Consider the following 19,127-nt stretch of genomic DNA (forward strand, 5'->3'; position numbering starts at 1 on the left):
ACCAGGTTCGACAAGACCGCCGTGTCCTACCAAGCCGCCGCCACCCTCGCCTCACTCCTCATGTGGGCCTGACCTTTGACGACACTGCCTAGGGCTCATCCCAGCTCCTTGACCGCCCATGAGGCCGCCGTCTATCTGAAACCCCATGTCCCCGTTCTTCAGCCGAACTTCGCGACGGGAGGTCCTTGGATCCGAGAAGAGCTTCTTGGCTTCCTTGGCGTACTCGGCGAACGTGCGGCCCTTTCCATGCTTATCCAGGTGACGGCAGCCAGGCCGGGCACCAAAACCGCCAGGGGCACGGCCTGGACCGCGGGGAGGGCCCGGCAGCGCGGGCAGCGGACGGGGGCGGCGGGGAGCTGATCGCCGCAGACCGGGGAGGCGGCATGGTGCCGGGTCTACGGCCGGATGAGACGGTCCTCAAGCAGCAGGTCGGCTTCACATGCCTCGGACCGAGATCATCTGGTCCACAGCCTGCTGAACCTTCGGCAGGAACGCCGCGATGGTCTCGCTGTTGGGTTCCTCGCCGAGCAGGTCCACAGCGGTCGCGCGGGTGAGGACGATGTCCGCCTGGTAGACCAGGCCTGCGGCCCACACGTCCAACTCCGCTTCGGTGCCCCCGCTGCCAGGACCGTAGTTGATGTACAGAACGGGGAGCTCAGCGGAAGAGTCCAAAAGGGTACGGATGTCTGCGACGGTAACCTGCGGCGCTGGCCTGTCGACGGTCGGTCCCACGGTGTGACGCTCCTCCGGTTGGTAGTTGGGTCAGCCTATGTCCGCTGCGGCGAGCGTGACGCGCAGCAGCTTGGACGTCTTCGAGGGCATGACGGTGCTCCAGCGGGGAGAGAGGGGTGGGATCGGCCGTGCGTGGTGCTCGGCACACACCGGGCCGTGACGGCTGTCCTGCAGGAGCAGCGGTCGGTGACACCTGGTCCGGTGTGCTGCCCCGGGCAGGTGCTCCCTGGCGGCGGTCACCAGTCTCACCACCGGTCAGGAGCCTCGAAAGGACCTTGGGCAGGCCGGAACCGGCCAGGCCCGTTCCGGCCTGCCCGGATGTTCCGGCGCTCTCCTTCGCCGGACTCAACCCGCTGGCGGCCCCACCTCGACAGCGACACTGCCCCGGCTTCCCGCCTCCCTCGCCACAAGGGCCGGAGCCACCAACGACCTGCAGAACTCGTCTGACGCGCCTTCACCCTGAAGCTCGAACACGGCCGCGCCTCGACCGGCGGCACCGGGCGGCGGCACCGGCGGCGAGAACCCGCCTGGCCCCGACGACAAGTCCGGCGCCGCCGGCGCCAACGCCCGGAACGCCTCCGGATCCCGCGGGGGCGACAGCTACGTCCTGATCACCTGGTGACCGGTCGCGAACACGCCCCTACCAGGGCCCGTCGATCCACCAGCCCCTCATGACCGGGATCTGCACCAACGGCTCTGTCCGTCATCGCCAGTGACGAAGCGTGACAGATGCCGCTGGCCGGTCATGCGCCCCTGCCCCGGCTGTGCCCCCGCGGCTACCGAGGTTGCCGAGGTTGCCGAGGTTGCCGAGGTTGCCGGGGAGGGGACCCTCCGAGTGGGGCGGAGTGGGGGTGCCGGGAGCGTGGCTCAGCCGAGCGTCAACGACTTGGCGTGGGTGCGCCAGGCCTCGTCCACCGAGACGGTCTCACCCTTGTAGCTGGGGCTCTCGTAGCCGGTGGCCTGGAATCCGGTGAACAGGTTGAACCAGCAGTTGGCGTACGGGCGCACCGAGTAGACGTGGTCCTGGAGCGGGGCGGGGATGTCGAAGGAGTAGTCGGCGGCGTTCCCGTTGTAGCACGCGTGCGGGCCGGTGAAGGTCACCGATTGGCCCCCGAAGAAGAAGTCCTGGTAGATCGTCCCCAGGACCACCAGGTCGGAGAGGCCGGCCGGGCTGTTCAGTTCCTTGGCGAACGTGCTGTCGCGGGCGGCCTCGGCGGCGGTCGGCGGAGCGTCGGCGACCCGCCCGCCGGTGGCGTAGCTGATGGCCTCCCGGTAGGTGCCGAAGCACTGTGCCTGGCCGCCCTGCGCGTTCACCACGCAGTGCCGGGTCGAGTCTCCGGCCGTCGTGGGTTGAGCGACGGCCGTGGCCGCGCCGGACAAGGACAGTGCGATCGCCGTCGCCGCGAGGACGGATCCGATGCGCTTGAGGGAGTGTGCCATGGTTGATCAACTCCTGGGTCGAAGACCGGCGCCTTTCGGCCGGTGCACGGCAACACTCTCAATCGGCTGCACGATTCTGGCATGATCTGATCACTGCTCTATCGTGACGCGCGCTGCCGTGTGCCGGCACGTGACAGTTCAGGCGACACGCCCGGGGCGCACGGAGTGACGCTTCGTCAATACCGCTGCCTCCCGGGTGAGTTGTCTCAATATCGCCGATGGGGGGAAATGGAGTTCAGGATCCTGGGGTCCCTGGAGGTGCGAGCCGGGGCCGCTCCCGTACGGTTGGGCGGACGCCGTCAGCGGAGTCTGCTGGCGATGCTCGTGGCGCACTCGAACCGGACCGTCCCGCTCCCCCGGCTGGTCGACGAGGTCTGGGACCAGGACCCTCCGGCCACGGCGGACCGCCAGATCCGCAACATGGTCGGCCTGCTGCGCCGCGCGCTCGGCACGGGTCCGGCCTCCCCCATCGTGACCGACGGCGCGGGATACCGGCTGGTGGCGGACGACGCCCAGGTGGACCACCGCCTGTTCGCCTCCCGGGCCGCGGCGGCAGAGGACCTGGACGCGGCCCAGGCCGTCCCCCGGCTGCGCGAAGCCCTGGAGCTGTGGCGCGGCCCCGCGCTGGACGGGTTGCCCGGCCTGGCCTTCGCCGCCCTCGCGGCCGGCCTGGAGGAGCAGCGGATGGCCGTGCTGGAGCGGCTCTACGAACTGGAGCTGGAGGCGGGGCGGCATCGCGAGGTCGCCGCGGAACTGACCGGCCTGGTCGCCGATTTCCCGCTCCGTGACCGCCTGGTGCGGCAGCTGCTGACCGCCCTGCACCGCTCCGGCCGACACAGCGACGGGCTCGAGGCCTACCGGCGCCATGCCTCCCGGCTCTCCGAGGACCTGGGGCTGGACCCGACACCTGAGGCCCAGGCCCTCCAACGGGCCCTCCTCCTCCCCTGTCCGGCACCGACCGCCCGTCCGGACCGGACCGCCCCGAGCACCGGTGTCGCCCCTACAGTGCCCCCAGCGGACCCGCGACCCGAGCAGCTCCCTTCCGGCCTCTCCGTGTTCGTCGGCCGCGCCCCCGAACTGCTCGTACTGGACCGGGTGCTGACCACCGGAGAGCCCGGCGCCCGCCCAACGGCGACACCGTGCGCCGTGATCACGGGTGCCGCCGGAGTCGGGAAGTCCGTGCTGGCGCTGCACTGGGCCCACCTCACGCGGGAGCGGTTCCCCGACGGACGGCTCTTCGCGGACCTGCGGGGCTGGTCCGCCGCCGGCCCCCGCTCCCCGCACGGGGTGCTGGCGGCGTTCCTGCGCGCGCTGGGCGTGCCGGCCGAGTCGATACCGGCCCAGCTGGACGAGGCGTCCGCGCTCTACCGGTCACTGCTGGCGGAGCGGCGGATGCTCGTCGTCCTCGACGACGCCGCCGGCCCGGAGCACGTCAGGCCACTGCTACCGGGCGGCAGCGGCTGCGCCGTCGTGATCACCAGCCGGGACCGTCTCACCGGGCTCGTCGCCCGCGAGGGCGCCCACCGGGTCGGACTCGACGGCTTCACCCCCGCCGAGGGACAGTCGCTGCTCGCCCGTGTCCTGGGCGTCGGCGCCGCCGAGGCGCAGCGGCAGGCCGGTGCCCGGCTGCTCGACGCCTGCGGGCACCTCCCGCTGGCACTCGGCATCGCCGCGGCCCAGCTGCGCGACCGGCCTCAGCGTGATCTCGCCGCCTTCGCCGACGAGCTGGCCTCCTCCACCGACCGCCTGGGCGCCCTGGAGGCCGGAGGTGACGACCGCTCCTCCCTGCGGTCGGCCTTCGGCCTGTCCTACCGGGCGCTCGACCCCGCCGCCCGGCGTCTGTTCCGCCGGCTCGGCCTGTTCCCGGGGGTGGACATCAGCGCCCCCGTAGCCGCCACCCTGTCCGCGGCCGCCGTCGACGGGTGCGAACGGCTCCTCGGCCGCCTGACCACCGCCCATCTGCTCGCCGAGCCGTCACTGGGCCGCTACCGCTTCCACGACCTGCTGAAGCTCTTCGCGGCCGAGCTGGGCACCCGCGAGGAGAGCCCGGAGGAACAGCGGGAGCTGCTCGAGCGCTGGCACGCGTGGTGCCTGCACCACGCGCACACCGCTGCCCGGGTGCTGACCCCCGGGCGGCGGCAGGTCCCGCTCGGCCCGCCGCCCGAGGGCCTGCGGGTGGCCGACCTCACCGGCCCCGAACAGGCCACCCGCTGGTGCGACGACCAGCGGGCGAACCTGCTCGCCACCGCCCACCACGCCTACGAGCGGGGGCACGACGAAACGGCCTGGAAACTGCCCGCGCTGCTGTGGAGCTACCTCCACCGCACCTCGCCGCAGACCGAAGGGGTGGCCCTGGGCCGGACGGCCGTGGCTGCCGCCCGCCGCCTGGGCGACCTGAGCGCCCAGGCGCACGGCCTCAACGATCTGGGCCACGTCTGGGGCGCCCTGGGCGAACTCACCCTGTCCCGGCGGACGTTCCAGCGGGCCAGGGTCCTCGCCCACGACGCCGGCGACCGGTGCACCGAGGGCCGGGCGCTGGCCTACCTCGGCGCTTACCACTACTTCACGGGCCGCTACGCCGACGCCGGGGAGTACTACGAGCGGGCCCTCGACCGGCTGACGGCCGACGGCCCGGAGACCGATGACTGGACGGCCGACCTCTGCCGTACCAGCCTGGCCCCGACCTACCTGCTCCTGGGCCGCTACCAGGAAGCATCGGACCACGCGAGCCGCGTGCTCGCCCGGCCCAGGGCCCAGCGGAACGGGCCGATGGACTGCTCTCTGCTCAACACCCTGGCGGCGGCGCAGCACGCCCTCGGGCGGCCGGAGGAGGCGGTCGGGCACTACGAACGGTCCCTCGCCGTGAGCAGCCGTCTGACGGGCTATCCCGCCCAGCGGGCCCACGCCTTGGCGGGACTGGCCGCCGCCCACCGGGCGCTGGGGTGCGAGCAGCGCTCACGTCAGGCCTGGGACTCCGCGCACGAGATCTACGCGGAGCTGCCGGCGCACCAGCTGACCTCGAACCTGCCGATCCTGGCCGCACTGGGCTTCGCTCCGCCCGCCACGACCGACCGGCGGCGCTAGCCTCGGCCGACTCGCCGCTCAGGTGGCCACCGACCGGCCCGGCCGTGGGGTCGGGGCCGAGGGAGTCGAGCAGCCGGGCGGCGTGCTCGGTGGTGAGGTCCACCAAGGCGCGGGAACCGTTTCTGCAGCCCCCTTTGATGCCGCCGCCATCGCGGCCAGGAAGGCGTGGGCGAGCATGGCCAGGGTGATGCGCCGCATCAAGCCGGTGTAGCGACGGACCTCGTACTGATCCAGGCCGCATTCGTTCTTCGCAGCCTGGAAGCACTCCTCGATCGCCCAGCGCGTCCCGGCAATTCGCACCAACTGCTCAACATTCGTTTCGAGTTGCGAGTAGGCGAGGTAGTAGGCGATCTCGTCGGGCCTGCTCAGACTGCGGCGGGCCAGTGCCCACCGCTGGCGAGCCTGGACCTCGCCCTGGTAGCCGAACTCCGCCACCGCGGGCAGCCGGATGGCCGCCCAGTCGTAGATACACGGTCCCTTGGCACCGTCCCCGCACGAGATCCGCTGCCAGGCCTCGGCCGGGGCCTGGGAGAACAGCCGGTCGATACGTGGACAGCCCACGCTGAACTGGGACTTGGGCACTGCCAGGACATAGCCGACACCGGACTGTTCCAGCAGTCGGCGGAAGCGTCCTAGCCTCGCCGGCGTGGACGGTGCGGATCGCCGCGCCCAGTCCCTCCGGCGGGACGTCCTTGGGCAGGAACCCGTTGGCGCCGGCGCGCAGCGCGGCCACCACGTACTCGTCCATGTCGAAGGTGCTGAGGGCGAGGACTCGGCAGAAAGGGAGGGTGCGGGCCGGCTCCCGGGTCGCGCCGACCCCGTCGAGCACGGGCATCCGGATGTCCATCACCACGACGTCGGGGCGCAGCAGGCGGGCGGCGGTGACGGCCTGCTCCCCGTTCTCGGCCTCGCCCACCACCTCGAAGGACGGGTCGGGGAGAGGATCAGGGGCAGGCCGCGCCGCACCAGCGGCTGGTCGTCGGCGATGAGGACCCGGCGGCCCGGTGCCACCGCGCCCACCGGGCCGCCGTCGTTCGACCTCACCGGGCCGTCGCCGTTCCGTGCTGGACGGCCGCGTCGGCCGTCTCCTCCGGGGCCAGTGGCAGGTCGGCCAGGACGGCGAAGCCGCCCTCCGGACGTGGTCCGGTCCGCAGGGTGCCGCCGTGCAGGGCGACGCGCTCGCGCATGCCGATCAGGCCGTACCCGCTCCGGCCGCCGGCCGGCGCCGCCTCCTGCGGTGCGGCGCCGCCCGTGCCCGCCGTGCCCCCGTCGTCGCGCACCTCGACGGTGACCCGGTCCGGACCGTACGTCAGGGTGACGGTCGCGCGGGCGGGCCCGGCGTGCTTGCGGGCGTTGGTGAGGCCCTCCTGGACGATCCGGAACACGGTCAGGCCGACGGTGGGCGGCAGCGGGCGGCGGGGCCCGTGGACGCCGAAGTCGGTCGGCAGGCCGGCCACCCGGGACTCGTCCACCAGTCGGCCGAGGTCCTCGGCCCCGGGCTGGGGCGAGGGCGGGGCGGTGTCCGGTTCGTCGCCGGCCCGCAGGACGTCCAGGAGCTGGCGCATCTCCCGCAGGGCCAGTCGCCCGGAGGACTCCAGGGTGACCAGGGCGTCCCGGACCACCTCCGGGTGGGTGAGGTTGGCCCGGGCGCCGCCGGCCATCAGCTGCATGGTGGTGATGTGGTGCGCCACGATGTCGTGCAACTCCCGTGCGATGCGGCGGCGTTCGTCGGCCACCGCGCGGTCGGCCAGCAGTTTGCGGTTGGCCGCGACCTCCCGCTGCCAGCGCGCCACGGCGAGGCCGACGCCGGCCACGAGCAGGGTGGAGCAGGAGGTGCCGGCGAGCGCCTGCCAGGAGGGGACGCGCAGGTGGCTCTGGCTCAGCGTGGTCAGCACCGTCGTCACCGCCGCGGCGGCCGCCGCCACCGGGGCGGGGCGGGCCCGGGCGACCGAGTACAGGCTGACCATCAGGACGGCGCCGAAGTGGGTGCTCGCCGGTGTGGACAGGTCGATCGCGGACTCGACGACCAGGACCACGGCGAGCGCCGGCACCGGGTGGCGGCGCCGGACGAGCAGCGGCAGGGCCGACAGCGCGACGAGGAGCAGGCCCGGCGGGGTCACCCGGCGTACCCCGTCCATCTCGCTGAAGAGCAGGTAGTTGAGCAGGTCGAGCGTGCAGGCGCCGGCGGCCACCAGCGCGTCGGTGTGGGTCCACGGCGCGCCGTCGGTCTCCGGCGGCGCGTCCGCCACCCCGCCGGGCCCCGGGCTCCCGCTCGCCCGGTGCGCCGGGTGCGGCGGGTCCGCCCCGAGTGCCGCGTCCATCGCGGGGCGCTGATGACCGCCCATGTCCGTTCCCCCTCCGTGCCCGGCCCGCGCCGCGCCTCACCGATGAGCCCTGACAAGCCCTGACGAGCCCGATCAGGCCCCGATCAGACCCCGATCAGACCCTGTTTCAGACCCTGCACAGGCTCTGAACAGGCCCGATGAACCATTCTGGCATTGGCCCACCCCGCCCCGGCATGGTCCCCACGGCCGATCACGGGGGCCCGGACCAGGACCACGGTCCCGGGTCCGGGCCCGGCCGAGGAGCAGGGGCCCCGGTGCGGATCGTCCGTCGCAGGGACGTCCGCGGCCCACCCCGGGTGATGGTCTGGAACCCGGCCGGGAACCCCCGGAGCCGAGACCGACCTTGCGGACGCTCGCGTCCACCGCCGGAGGAAACCGTGATCCGCGCACTGACCGGATACTCCACCAGGAACCCGTGGAAGGTGATCACCCTCTGGGTGGTGCTGGCAATCTCCATGGCCCTGCTGAGCCCGATGCTGCTCGCCCGCGTCACCCAGTCCCAGACCGGGGACTTCCTGCCCAAGAGCTACGACTCGGCCGCCGCGCTGCGGATCGCCGAGGAGAACTTCGGGATGAAGCCCGACGCCACCACGGTCACGGTGCTGGTCGCCAGGACCGACGGCCGGGCGCTCACCGCCGCCGACCAGCAGCGGGTCGAGGCCGAGGCGGCGAAGCTCGCCCAGCGCCGGGTCGTCATGCCCAGGAAGGACGACGAGCCGGCCTTCCTCGTCCCCGACCGGTCCCAGACCCCCCGGGTCGCCCCGGCCATGGTGGCACCCGACCGCGGCTTCGAACTGCTCTCCGTCGAACTGACCGGCAACGCCGCGGACGAGGGCGTCCAAGGCGTCTACCGGGCGTTCCGGGACGCCACCCGGGCCCAGTTCGCCGACGCCGGGATGCGCACCGGGTTCACCGGGGGACTGGCCGACGCCGTGGACACCGCCGACTCCCACCGCACCGCCGCGACGGTCGGCAGCGCGCTCGTCATGGGGCTGATCGTCCTGCTCAACGTGCTGGTGTTCCGCAGCGTGGCGGCGGCCCTGCTGCCGCTGCTCGCCGTCGCCATGATCGGCAGCGTGGCCGGCGGAGCCGTGGCCGTCGCCGCGACGCTGACCGGCCTCAAGCTCGACGCCGGCACCCCCGGGCTGGTCTCCGTGGTCCTGCTCGGCATCGGCGTCGACTACCTGCTCTTCCTGCTCTTCCGTTTCCGTGAGCACCTGCGGGCCCGGCCCGAGCAGCCCGCCCGCGAAGCCGCCGCCCAGGTGACCGCCCGGGTGGGCACCGCGATCACCTCGGCCGCGCTGACCATCGTCGCCGCCTTCGCCACCCTCGGCGTGGCCAGCTTCGGTCAGTTCCGCTCGCTCGGCCCGGCCATCGCCGTCGCCGTCCTGGTCATGCTGCTGGGCAGTCTCACCATGATGCCCGCCCTGCTCGCCGCCTGCGGCCGCGGCATGTTCTGGCCCTCCCGCAGCCTGCGTCGCCAGCCGGGCGAGGGCTTCGCCGCCCGCTTCGGCACGCTCGTCGCCCGGCGGCCACTGCCCATGCTGCTCGCCGCCCTCGCCCTGCTCGGCGCGCTGGCCGCCGGGATGACCGGGATCCGGATGGACTACGGCCTCGGCGGCGCCGGCGACCGGACCCCGGCCGCCGCCACCGCCGCCGAGATCTCCCGCACCCTGCCGGCCGGCGTCTCCGACCCGACGAGCGTCTACGTCGTCACCACGGACGGCACCACCCTCACCCCCGGCCGGCTCGACGGCCTCTCCCACGCCCTCACCCAGGTCGATGGCGTCGGCATGACGGGCGGCACCGTCCTCAACGGGGACCGGCGCGCCGCCCGGATCGACCTCTACCTGACCGCAGACCCGCAGAGCCGGCGCGCCCGCGACCTGGCCTCCGGCCCGGTCCGCGCTGCGGTCGCCGCCCACACACCCGCCGGGACCAGCGCCCACGTGGGCGGCACGGCGGCGATCTTCGCCGACATCTCCACCGCCGTCGACCACGACCTGGCGATTGTCTTCCCGGTCGCGGCCGCCCTGATCGCCCTGATCCTGCTGCTGCTCCTGCGCAGCCTGCTCGCCCCGCTGGTCCTGATGCTCTCTGTCGGGCTCGGCTTCGCCGCCACCCTCGGCGCCGCGACCCTGCTGTTCCAGCACGGGCTGGGCGAACCGGGCGTCAGCTTCACCCTCCCGCTGGTGCTGTTCCTGTTCGTCGTGGCGCTGGGCACCGACTACAACATCCTCATCACCGACCGGATCCGCGAGGAGATGCAGCGCCCCGGCCCGCCCCGCGCCGCCGTCGCCCGCGCCGTACGGCACACCACGCCCGCCATCGCCACGGCCGGCCTGGTCCTGGCCGGTTCCTTCGCGACCCTCGCCGCCACCCCGGGCAGCGAACAGGTCGCCTTCGCGCTGACGCTCGGCATCCTGCTCTCCGCCGTCGTCCTGTCCCTGGTCCTGGTGCCCGCCGTCGCCGCCCTGCTCGGCCGCGCCCTCTGGTGGCCGCTCCGCCCGGCCCGCCACCACCACCGGGCCGAGCCGGCCCCGGAGCCGTACCGCGTCCCGGTGCCCTGACCGGCGAGCCGTCAGTACTCCAGTGAGAGTTCTCCATGTGGCCTGGTCAGCGCCCTGGGGGCGGTGATCGTAGCGGGGCTGTGGCGTGGGTGGGTCGGCTTTGACGTGGATGTCCCACCCACGGGTGGCCGCGCCGCATGTAGTGACAGCGGCGGGGAGAGAGCATCGGTGTGAATGATGATCTGCCGACGGATCTGTGGGATCGGGAACTCAACGAGCTCTTCCTGCGAATCGGGATTGTCGGCAGGTGATGCGAGACTCGGCCCCATGAAGCCCAACGACCCCAAAGACGACCTGCACCGCTACCTCAAGGCGGCCCGCGAAGCCATCATCTGGAAGCTGGACGGATTGTCCGAGTACGACGTCCGGCGCCCCCTGACGCCGACCGGCACCAACCTCCTCGGCCTCGTCAAGCACCTCGCCAGCGTCGAACTCGGGTACTTCGGCCCGACGTTCGGCCGCCCGCACAACGAATCCCTCCCCTGGCACGAGGAGGGCTCCGAGCCCAACTCGGACATGTGGGCACCCGCCGACGAGTCACGCGAGGACGTCCTCGGCCTCTACCACCGCGCCTGGGCGCACGCGGACGCGACGATCGAGGCGCTGCCGCTCGATGCGATGGGCCACGTCGCGTGGTGGGGCGACGACGGCGACGTGACGCTTCAGCGGATCATGCTGCACATGACGGCCGAGACGAACCGTCACGCCGGCCACGCCGACATCGTCCGCGAGCTGATCGACGGCAAGGCCGGCATGCGGGAGACCAACAGCAACATGGACGGCGGCGACGAGGCCTGGTACCAGGAGTACTGGAACAGGCTGGAGGCGTCCGCCAAGGAGGCCCAGGCCAAGCCGAGCTGAGCTGAGCCGAGCCGAGCCGAGCTGAGTTCGTTCGGGGAGGTAGGGGCTTGCCGGGGTAGCTCGTGTTGTCGCCTACCTCCCCACCCGGTGCCGCAGTTGTCGCAGAGCGCCCACCGCAGAGTGCGCGCCACTGGACTTCCCGCCCGAGGTCCACCACCGCTCCCTGGACCGCTCCCAACGTCGGTCGGTCAGGCCGCGGTGGCGACGTCGGCCCAGTGGACGGCGTGTCCGAGCTCCGCGCGGTCGCCGTGCGCGACGGTGAGCCGGTCGATGATCTGCAGCCCGCGGCCGTGCTCACCGCGGGTACAGCTGGCCGCCCAACCGCCCTGCGCGGCCGCAGGGCCTCCGTCGCAGACTTCGATGTGCACCCGCCGGGCGCCCTGGGCGCGGCTCAGTCGGAGGTGCAGTGGAGGTTCGGCGTGCTCGACGGCGTTGGTGACGAGTTCCGAGACGGTCAGCAGCACCGAGTCGGCCGCATCGTCGGCGACCCGCCACCCTGCGAGGACCTCTTGGGTGATCTTGCGGGCGTCTCCGGCGGCTTCCGGGCGGTGCGCCAGGGCCCAGGCGTGGCCCGATGGCGGCGAGCGCCGGGCCATAACCGGCCATGGGGAGATGTCCGGGGCGTAGGTGCGGATCACGGTCATCACCTTCTTCCGGCGCCGCGGTGGCGCCTTGGCTGTGACCAGAACCCCTAACGATCCACTTCCCATCCATATCACTCAGATATATAGACAGTCAATATAGATGAGTGATATAGATGAGGTATGGATGGGACACCCGAAGAGGGTCTCCAGGAGGTGGCGGCGGCACTGAACGAGCTGGCCACCGGGCTGGTCAGGCATCTCCTGTCGGACCGGCAGGGCATGAGCCTGACCACCGTCGCGGCGCTCGGCCGGCTGGAGCGGGAGGGTCCGATCCGGCTGACCGCGCTGGCAGCGGCGGAGGGCATCGCCCAACCGTCGATGACCGCGCTGGTACAACGACTGGAACGCCAGGGCCTGGCGTCGCGGATGGCGGATCCCGAGGACGGGCGTGTCTGCCTCGTCGCCATCACGGATGCCGGGCACGAGCTGCTGGCCGAGCGCCACCGCGCGCAGCGAACCCGGGTGGCCGGCCTGCTGACCGCGCTGCCCGATCAGGACGTGCAAGCGCTGAGCGAGGCCATGCACGCGGCCTTGCCCATCGTCCGCCAGCTGCTCCGGGAAGTCCCGTCGCCCCGCACCACCCGTGGCGGAACGGCTTCCTGAACCCTCGGGGCACCCTCTTCGACATCTCCTCCCGCAGGCGGCAGGACCTGCTCCGCTGCCCCGTCTCGCGCCCCGCGCGCGCCGGGCCCCGATCCCGCCACCTGCCCTCCTATCGGACTTCCGAAAGGGCGGAGAACCATGAGCACCATCTCGGCATCCGGCACCGACGTCCCGCCGGCGGAGGTACCGGACTACCCCATGACCCGGGCAGCCGGCTGCCCGTTCGACCCACCGCCGACCCTGCACACCCTGCAGGAGCAGGCCCCGATCAGCCGGGTGCGGCTGTGGGACGGCAGCACCCCGTGGCTGGTCACCCGCTACGAGGACGTGCGGACCCTGCTGGCCGATCCGCGGATCAGCTCGGAGAGCGCCCACCCGCACTACCCCCACCAGAGCCCGGCCACGAAGGAGCGCCGCAGGCAGTCACGGACCTTCATCACCATGGACGATCCGGAACACGCCCGGCTGCGCCGGATGGTCACCGCGACCTTCGCCATCAAGCAGGTGGAGGCACTGCGGCCGACCGTTCAGAAGATCGTCGACGACCTGATCGACGCCATGCTCGCCGGGCCCAAGCCGGTGGACCTGGTCCAGGCGTTCGCGCTGCCGGTGCCCTCACTGGTGATCTGCGCGCTGCTCGGCGTCCCCTACGCCGACCACGACTTCTTCCAGGCCAACAGCAGGCTCCTCGTCAAGCGCACCACGACCCCGGAGCAGGCACGGGCTGCCACCCAGCAGCTGACCGACTACCTGGACCGGCTGATCGGCGACAAGCTCGCTCACCCGACCGACGACCTGCTCTCCGCCCTCGCCGAGCGGGTCAGGGGCGGCGAACTCTCCCGGCACGAGGCGGCCAACATGGGGATACTGCTGCTGATCGCCGGGCACGAGACCACCGCGAACATGATCGCGCTGGGCACCCTGGCCCTGCTGCAACACCCCGACCAGCTGGCCCGGCTGCGCGAGAGCGACGATCCGAAGCTGATCGCCTCGACGGTCGAGGAACTCCTGCGCTACCTGACCATCGTGCACAGCGGACGGCGCCGCGTGGCCCTGGCCGACATCGAGATCGGCGGGGTCACCATCCACGCCGGCGAAGGCGTCGTCCTCGCCAACGACATCGGCAACCGCGACCCCGCCGCCTTCCCCGACCCCGACCGGCTCGACGTCGCCCGCAACCCCCGCCACCACGTGGCCTTCGGCTTCGGCGTCCACCAGTGCCTGGGCCAGCCGCTGGCCCGGGTCGAGCTTCAGGTCGTCTACGGCACCCTCTACCGCCGCGTCCCCGCCTTGCGGCTCGCGGTCGATCCGGACCGGATCCCGTTCAAGCACGACGGGAACGTCTATGGCGTCTACGCGCTGCCCGTCACCTGGTGAGCGCGGACGAGTACCGTGCGGACGAGTGCCGTGCGGACAAGTGCCGTGCGGACAAGGAGGATTCCGATGAAAGTCATCGTCGACCAGCACAAGTGCGTCGCCTCCGGCCAGTGCGTACTGACCGCGCCCGAGGTGTTCGACCAGCGTGAGGAGGACGGCATCGTCGTCCTGCTCACCGAGACCCCGCCCGACCACCTGATGGGCGACATCCGGCAGGCCGCCGTCCTCTGCCCGGCCCAGGCGATCTGGGTGGCGGAACAGGAGAAAGCGGAACAGGAGGAACAGGAGGGCGAACAGTGAAGCGGATCGTCATCGTCGGGGCCTCGGCCGCGGGCCTGACCGCGGCCGAAACCCTCCGCCGCCGGGGCTGGGACGGCCACCTCACCCTGATCGGCGACGAGCCCCACCCGCCCTACGACCGGCCACCGCTGTCCAAGCGGATCCTGACGGGTGATTGGCCCGCCGAGCGAGCCGTCCTGCGCTCCCCGCACGAGCTCGCGCGCTTGGAGGCCGACCTGCACCTCGGACAGCCCGCCACCGCCCTCGACGCCGCGGGGCACCGGGTACGGCTGGGCTGCGGCGAGAACATCCGCTTCGACCGTCTGGTCATCGCCACCGGGGTGACCCCCCGGCGCCTGCCCGGCACCGATCTGGCCGGGGTGCACGTCCTGCGCACGCTCGACGATGCGCTCGCCCTGCGAGCCGCGCTGCTCGCCGCGCCCCGGGTGGTCGTGGTGGGCGCCGGCTTCCTCGGCACCGAAGTCGCGGCGGCAGCCCGGGCCATGGGCCTGGAGGTGACCGTGGTCGAGCCGGAGCCCGTCCCGGTGCGCCGCCCGTTCGGCGAGCGCATCGGCGCCCTCGTCGCCGACCTGCACCGCGCCCAAGGGACCCGTCTGCGCTGCGGGGTCCCGGTGCGCCGGCTGCGCAGCGCAGACGGCCGGGTGACCGGGGTCGAGCTCGGCGACGGCACCACGCTGCCGACCGACCTCGTCGTCCTGGCCGTCGGCGCGACCCCCGCGACCGGCTGGCTGACCGGCTCGGGCCTGCGCCTGGGGAACGGGGTGGTGTGCGACGCGTGGTGCCGGGCCGCACCCGGCATCTACGCCGCCGGCGACGTCGCCTCCTGGCACAACCCCCACTTCGGCACCCGCATCCGGCTGGAGCACCGGATGAACGCCACCGAACAGGCCGTCGCCGCGGCCGGCAACCTGCTCGGCGACGCCACCCCGTTCGCCCCCGTGCCCTACTTCTGGACCGACCAGTACGACACCAGGATCCAGGCGTACGGCATCTTCCCGCCCGACGCGGACCTGCGCATCCTCTCCGGCGACCCGTCCAACGGCCACTTCACCGCCGCCTACGGCCACCGAGGAGTGGTGGTCGGCGTGCTCGGCTGGAACGCCCCCCGCGAACTGCGCATGCTGCGCCGGCTGGTCGTCGAGCGCGCGCTCTGGACCGCCGTCACGGACGCCGGGCTGTGTCCCCCACTGACGGTCGACCGTTGTGGTGACTGGACTCCGACAGCCTGATCAACTGGACCACCCTGCCCGAGGACACGGTGTACGAGGGCGGGCAGCCCGGGCGCTGGGTGAAGACGCAGCGGGCCGCCCGGCCGGACCTGGAGGCGGGCTGGAGTCGTTGCCCGGCGTTACAACTGTGGACGCGGCGGCGACGGCTCGGCCGACGCGGCCGGCGCCCCGGCCGGGACCGGCCGCGCCGTGCTCGCCTCGGCCGCGTTCGGCTTCGTGTCGGTGCTGCTCAGCCCGCTGCGGCCGCGGACCGTCTTCCCGTTCCTGCTGAACTCGATCGGGACGGCGATCCTGGTGGTCTGGGTCCTGATCGCCGCCTCCCACCTGCGGCTGCACGGCCGGCAGCAGCGCACGGACGGGCCGGAGGCCTCCTCCGAGGGGTCCCAGCGAACCGGACATCCGGACATCCCGCAAGGCCGGGTAGTTACCGACTTCGGCTCGTCAGGGTGACCTGTCCCGAATCGCCTGGCGGGCTCGCTGTGGCGGCTGTATCCGATGTTGTGTGAGGTATGCGGATGGGGGCGGGCCGGCCGCCGCGGGACGGGTGCGCCGGGAGTCGGTCCGGGCCGGGGGGCGTTGCGCAGCAGGGGTGGCCGAGCCAGCCGCTCGGTTCAGCAGGGATGGCGGCGGTGACGAACGCCCAGTGGATTGCGCGCGCCTGGCAGCCGTGATTGGCTCGCCCGGTGAAGCTTCTGTTGACGGCGAGCGGCCTGCGTAACGCGACGCTGCGGGACGCGCTGCGGGACCTGCTGGGAAAGCCGTTCGGGTCGGCGAACATCGTGTACGTGCCCACGGCATCCGTCGCCGAGCCCGGTGACCACGGGTGGTTCGTCGCGGATATGAGCCGACTGCACGGTCTCGGCTGGCGGGAGTTCGACGTCCTGGAGCTGAACGGCCTGCCTCGGCAGATGGTGCTTGACCGGCTGTTGCACGCCGATGTCGTTTACGTCGAGGGCGGCAGTCACTACCATCTCGCGCGCAGCATCACCGGCAACGGTCTGGCCGAGGGCTTCCTGGAAGTGCTGGAGAGCCGGGTCTATGTGGGGGTGAGTGCCGGATCGATGATCTTCAGCCGGAATCTCACCGAACATTCCGCCGACGTCATCGGGGATGCTGCGGACCTGCACGTGCTCGGCGCTACGACGGTGGAGCCGCCCTTCGGTCTCTTCGACTGGTACCTGAAGCCACACCTGTACTCGCCGGACTTCCCGGAACGGGATGACGCCTGGGCTGACCGCATCGTCGAGCGGGCGGACTTCCCGATCTACTTCATCGACGACGACACGGCTGTTCGCGTCAGCGACGACAAAGTAGACGTCATCTCCGAAGGCCGGTGGCGGTTTCATCCGTGACTCAACGCGCGATGCCGTGCCTCCGTGCCTGCCCCCGGTCGGCGCACGTCAAGCGGTTCCGGTCCAACTTCTGGGCGCTGTCAGCCCGATCCCCCGGCACGTGTCGTCACCGGGCACGGGCAGCGCCACGCCCGAGTGCCTGAAGCCCGCCCTCACGTACATGGCCTCGGCGCGGGAGTCGTCCTCGTGGACGAACAGCCGGACGCGCTCTATCCGGGGTTCGGCGAGCGACCACGACCATTGGACGCCTGAGCCACGGAGGGGGTGCGGCGGGCCGGTTCATAGGTGCTCGGCGAACCAGTCGCGGGCGGCGGTGGCGGCGATGTCGAATCCGTGACCGGTGTAGGCCGCGAAGTGACCGCCGGGTACGAACACGATCTTCTTCGGCTCGGCGGCCGTCTGGAAGGCGGCGGCGGCCAGATTGCCGCCGGTCAGGCTGTCGTCCTGGCCGACGATCACGAGCAGCGGCGTCGGTGTGATCAGCGGCAGGTAGGAGCCGGGCTCGTAGCCCCGGAGCAACTCCAGGCTGCGCAGGGTGACTTCGCTGTGCCATTCGGGGGCGAGCCGTTCGTGGGCGTCGGTGAACCAGGCGTGGGCGTCCGGGGTGGGGATGCCGGTCACCTGTGCGGGGTCCTCGCCGATCACGGGGATCATGACGGGAGAGTGGCCGGCCGCTCGGGCCCTCCGGTCGTCGGAGAAGATCGAGGGGTTGACGACCCGGTTGTTCTCTCGGGCGACGTTGGCGAAGGTGGCGCGTCCGCTGATGAAGGGAGCCTGCCCGCTGACCGCCTTGACCCGCTGGTCGATCGCGGCGACGACGAACGCGTGTCCGCCGGAGAAGCTGCTGCCCCACACGCCGATGCGGTCCGGGTCGACCTCGGGGCGGTTCTGGGCATACGTGACGGCGTGCTGGTAGTCGCGGATCTGCTCCCAGGGGTCGATCTCGTAGCGGGGCTTCCCCGGAGCTGCGTCCGAGTCGCCGAAGCCGCGGTTGTCCCACACCACGACGGCCAGACCGGCGGCGGCGAACACCTCGGCGAAACGGTCCAGGTACATCCTGCGGGTGGCGGACCAGCCGTGCGCCATGACCACGCACGGGGCCGGAGCGGTGCCCTGCTCCGGCTCGTAGAACCAACCGCGCAGCGTGACGCCCTCGGCGTCGAACTCGATGTCGTGTCGCATGCTCTCGCTCAGCCTTTCCGTTCGAGGAGGTCGACTGTCGGCGCTGTACCTCCGGCGATCAGGACACAGCTCCTGCCCGGTCGTCTCCCCCCGCCTCCACCCTGCGGGTGGCCCGCGGGCCACGTCCAAGACCAGTTCCGTGCGCTGTGATGCCTTCGCGGGACGACCGCTTGTGGCGCAGTCACCACCACCCATCCACCCGGCCGGCGTCGTCACCGCGGCCGGCCGCCTCCCGCCCCGCCGTTCGCAGGACTGCCGATCGCGGTCGCGCTTGTCCCGCCCCTCCGCCGCTCATGGCGGGGGCGCTCGCAGGGCGGCTTGACCGCCTCCTCGACCGTGATGCCCGGACGGCATCACAGGCGCCGGAACAGGTCTTGGACACCGGTGCCGGCGCCGCCGCAGGCTGAAAGCGATCCCGAAACGAGAGGAACAACGTCATGAGGGTCTTCGTCACCGGCGGTTCCGGCTACATCGGCAAGGCGACCATCGACGCGCTGACACGGCACGGCCACACCGTGCGCGCCCTGGCCCGCAACGAGCACGCTGCCCGGACCGTACGGACGCACGGGGCGGATCCGGTCACGGGCAGCCTGGCCGACCTGGGCGTGCTCAATGAGGCGGCGGCGCAGGCCGAAGCCGTCATTCACCTCGCCCAGGCGGCCACCGGCGCGGAGGACCTCGCCGCCGCCACCGCGATGCAGGACGGCATCGGCGCCGGCCCCTACGTGCACACCAGCGGTACCTGGGTCTACGGCGACACCAACGGCGTCGTCGACGAGGACGCCCCGTGGGATCCACCGGCCCTCGTCGCCTGGCGCCGCCCCGTCGAGGATGCCGTCCTCGCCCGCGCCGCGCGCGGAGGTCGTCCCGTCGTGGTCCGGCCCGGTCTGCTGTACGGCGGCGACAACCGGCTCATCGATGCCTTCTTCACCCGTCCGGGCATGGTGGCGGGCGCCATCGCCTACATCGGAGACGGCTCGCAACACTGGGCTCTGGTCCACGTCGACGACCTCGCGGAACTGTACGCGGCCACGCTGCGCGCCCGGCCCGGCGCCGTCTACGCCGGCGTCGGAGGAGTCGATCCCACGGCCCGGGAGTGCGCCGAAGCCATCAGCCGAGGAGCGGGTCTCGGCGGCAAGACCGTCTCCATCACTCTGGAGGAGGCACGCGCGGCCATGGGCGCCTTCGCCGACGCCTTCGCCCTGGACCAGCGACTCACCCCGGCGCGCGCCCGCGACCAGCTCGGCTGGACCCCGAAGCACACCGACCCGCTGACCGTCCTCGCCCAGGGCTGATCCACGCCCCCGGTGGCCGGTCCCCTCGCCGACCGGGGGAGCTGCCGTCGGGAGCGGCACCCCGCTGGATCCAATGGGGTATCACGAGGCGTACGGACACCGATCAGGACGGG

Annotated in this window: 16 protein-coding genes and 1 pseudogene; 10 read left to right on the top strand and 7 right to left on the bottom strand. The window is 72.3% G+C overall.

Features of this window, described 5'->3' with window-relative positions:
- Window positions 1–435: 435 nt before the first annotated feature.
- Together AB0O82_RS34785 and AB0O82_RS34790 are read right to left on the bottom strand one after the other, a co-directional pair.
- Window positions 436–732: a hypothetical protein gene (locus tag AB0O82_RS34785; RefSeq protein WP_363588406.1), complete on the bottom strand. Its 297-nt coding sequence runs from the start codon at window positions 730–732 to the stop codon at window positions 436–438.
- 867 nt (window positions 733–1,599) lie between these two features.
- Window positions 1,600–2,172 carry a hypothetical protein gene (locus tag AB0O82_RS34790; protein WP_363588408.1) on the bottom strand — a complete coding sequence of 191 codons (573 nt, stop codon included), beginning with the start codon at window positions 2,170–2,172 and terminating at the stop codon, window positions 1,600–1,602.
- A gap of 228 nt (window positions 2,173–2,400) precedes the next feature.
- On the opposite strand from AB0O82_RS34790, the gene AB0O82_RS34795 reads away from it, so the two are divergent.
- On the top strand, window positions 2,401–5,256 hold the full coding sequence (locus tag AB0O82_RS34795; RefSeq protein ID WP_363588410.1) for a BTAD domain-containing putative transcriptional regulator: 2,856 nt from the start codon (window positions 2,401–2,403) through the stop codon (window positions 5,254–5,256).
- An 18-nt stretch (window positions 5,257–5,274) separates the two neighbouring features.
- On the opposite strand, the gene AB0O82_RS34800 is transcribed toward AB0O82_RS34795, so the two are convergent.
- The 3 genes and pseudogenes from AB0O82_RS34800 to AB0O82_RS34810 form a co-directional block, all read right to left on the bottom strand.
- Entirely contained in the window at window positions 5,275–5,838 is a 564-nt protein-coding gene (locus tag AB0O82_RS34800; RefSeq protein ID WP_363588454.1) for a hypothetical protein, read from the bottom strand.
- A 52-nt stretch (window positions 5,839–5,890) separates the two neighbouring features.
- Window positions 5,891–6,276: pseudogene (locus tag AB0O82_RS34805) on the bottom strand (response regulator transcription factor); the annotation flags it as partial.
- A 20-nt stretch (window positions 6,277–6,296) separates the two neighbouring features.
- A complete protein-coding gene (locus AB0O82_RS34810; RefSeq protein ID WP_363588412.1) occupies window positions 6,297–7,601 on the bottom strand; it encodes a histidine kinase in 1,305 nt (434 codons plus the stop codon).
- Window positions 7,602–7,978: 377 nt separating this feature from the next.
- On the opposite strand from AB0O82_RS34810, the gene AB0O82_RS34815 reads away from it, so the two are divergent.
- The gene (locus tag AB0O82_RS34815) at window positions 7,979–10,171 is read left to right on the top strand and encodes an MMPL family transporter (RefSeq protein WP_363588414.1); all 2,193 of its coding nucleotides are present in this window, start codon (window positions 7,979–7,981) and stop codon (window positions 10,169–10,171) included.
- A gap of 267 nt (window positions 10,172–10,438) precedes the next feature.
- Window positions 10,439–11,032: a DinB family protein gene (locus AB0O82_RS34820; protein ID WP_363588416.1), complete on the top strand. Its 594-nt coding sequence runs from the start codon at window positions 10,439–10,441 to the stop codon at window positions 11,030–11,032.
- A gap of 188 nt (window positions 11,033–11,220) precedes the next feature.
- On the opposite strand, the gene AB0O82_RS34825 is transcribed toward AB0O82_RS34820, so the two are convergent.
- Window positions 11,221–11,670, bottom strand: a complete 450-nt coding sequence (locus AB0O82_RS34825; protein WP_363588418.1) for an ATP-binding protein — start codon at window positions 11,668–11,670, stop codon at window positions 11,221–11,223.
- A 126-nt stretch (window positions 11,671–11,796) separates the two neighbouring features.
- On the opposite strand from AB0O82_RS34825, the gene AB0O82_RS34830 reads away from it, so the two are divergent.
- The 6 genes from AB0O82_RS34830 (at window position 11,797) to AB0O82_RS34855 (ending at window position 16,537) form a co-directional block, all read left to right on the top strand.
- Window positions 11,797–12,279, top strand: coding sequence for a MarR family winged helix-turn-helix transcriptional regulator (locus AB0O82_RS34830; protein ID WP_363588420.1), 483 nt, complete (start codon window positions 11,797–11,799; stop codon window positions 12,277–12,279).
- Window positions 12,280–12,417: 138 nt separating this feature from the next.
- Window positions 12,418–13,656, top strand: coding sequence for a cytochrome P450 (locus AB0O82_RS34835; RefSeq protein ID WP_363588422.1), 1,239 nt, complete (start codon window positions 12,418–12,420; stop codon window positions 13,654–13,656).
- Window positions 13,657–13,722: 66 nt separating this feature from the next.
- Window positions 13,723–13,956, top strand: a complete 234-nt coding sequence (locus AB0O82_RS34840; RefSeq protein WP_363588424.1) for a ferredoxin — start codon at window positions 13,723–13,725, stop codon at window positions 13,954–13,956.
- A complete protein-coding gene (locus tag AB0O82_RS34845) occupies window positions 13,953–15,185 on the top strand; it encodes an FAD-dependent oxidoreductase (protein ID WP_363588426.1) in 1,233 nt (410 codons plus the stop codon). The genes AB0O82_RS34840 and AB0O82_RS34845 overlap by 4 nt, the downstream gene beginning before the upstream one ends.
- Before the next feature lie 189 nt (window positions 15,186–15,374).
- The gene (locus AB0O82_RS34850) at window positions 15,375–15,635 is read left to right on the top strand and encodes a hypothetical protein (protein WP_363588428.1); all 261 of its coding nucleotides are present in this window, start codon (window positions 15,375–15,377) and stop codon (window positions 15,633–15,635) included.
- A 233-nt stretch (window positions 15,636–15,868) separates the two neighbouring features.
- Window positions 15,869–16,537, top strand: coding sequence for a Type 1 glutamine amidotransferase-like domain-containing protein (locus tag AB0O82_RS34855; RefSeq protein ID WP_363588430.1), 669 nt, complete (start codon window positions 15,869–15,871; stop codon window positions 16,535–16,537).
- 279 nt (window positions 16,538–16,816) lie between these two features.
- Here the strand turns inward: AB0O82_RS34855 and AB0O82_RS34860 are convergent, their stop codons facing one another.
- Window positions 16,817–17,719 (bottom strand): alpha/beta fold hydrolase, encoded by a 903-nt coding sequence (locus tag AB0O82_RS34860; RefSeq protein WP_363588432.1) that lies wholly within the window; start codon window positions 17,717–17,719, stop codon window positions 16,817–16,819.
- A 437-nt stretch (window positions 17,720–18,156) separates the two neighbouring features.
- Here AB0O82_RS34860 and AB0O82_RS34865 point away from each other — a divergent pair, with 437 nt between their 5' ends.
- Window positions 18,157–19,014: an NAD-dependent epimerase/dehydratase family protein gene (locus AB0O82_RS34865; protein ID WP_363588434.1), complete on the top strand. Its 858-nt coding sequence runs from the start codon at window positions 18,157–18,159 to the stop codon at window positions 19,012–19,014.
- Window positions 19,015–19,127 lie beyond the last annotated feature (113 nt).

It is taken from the genome of Kitasatospora sp. NPDC088264 (genome assembly GCF_040685715.1).
Taxonomy (GTDB): Bacteria; Actinomycetota; Actinomycetes; order Streptomycetales; family Streptomycetaceae; genus Kitasatospora.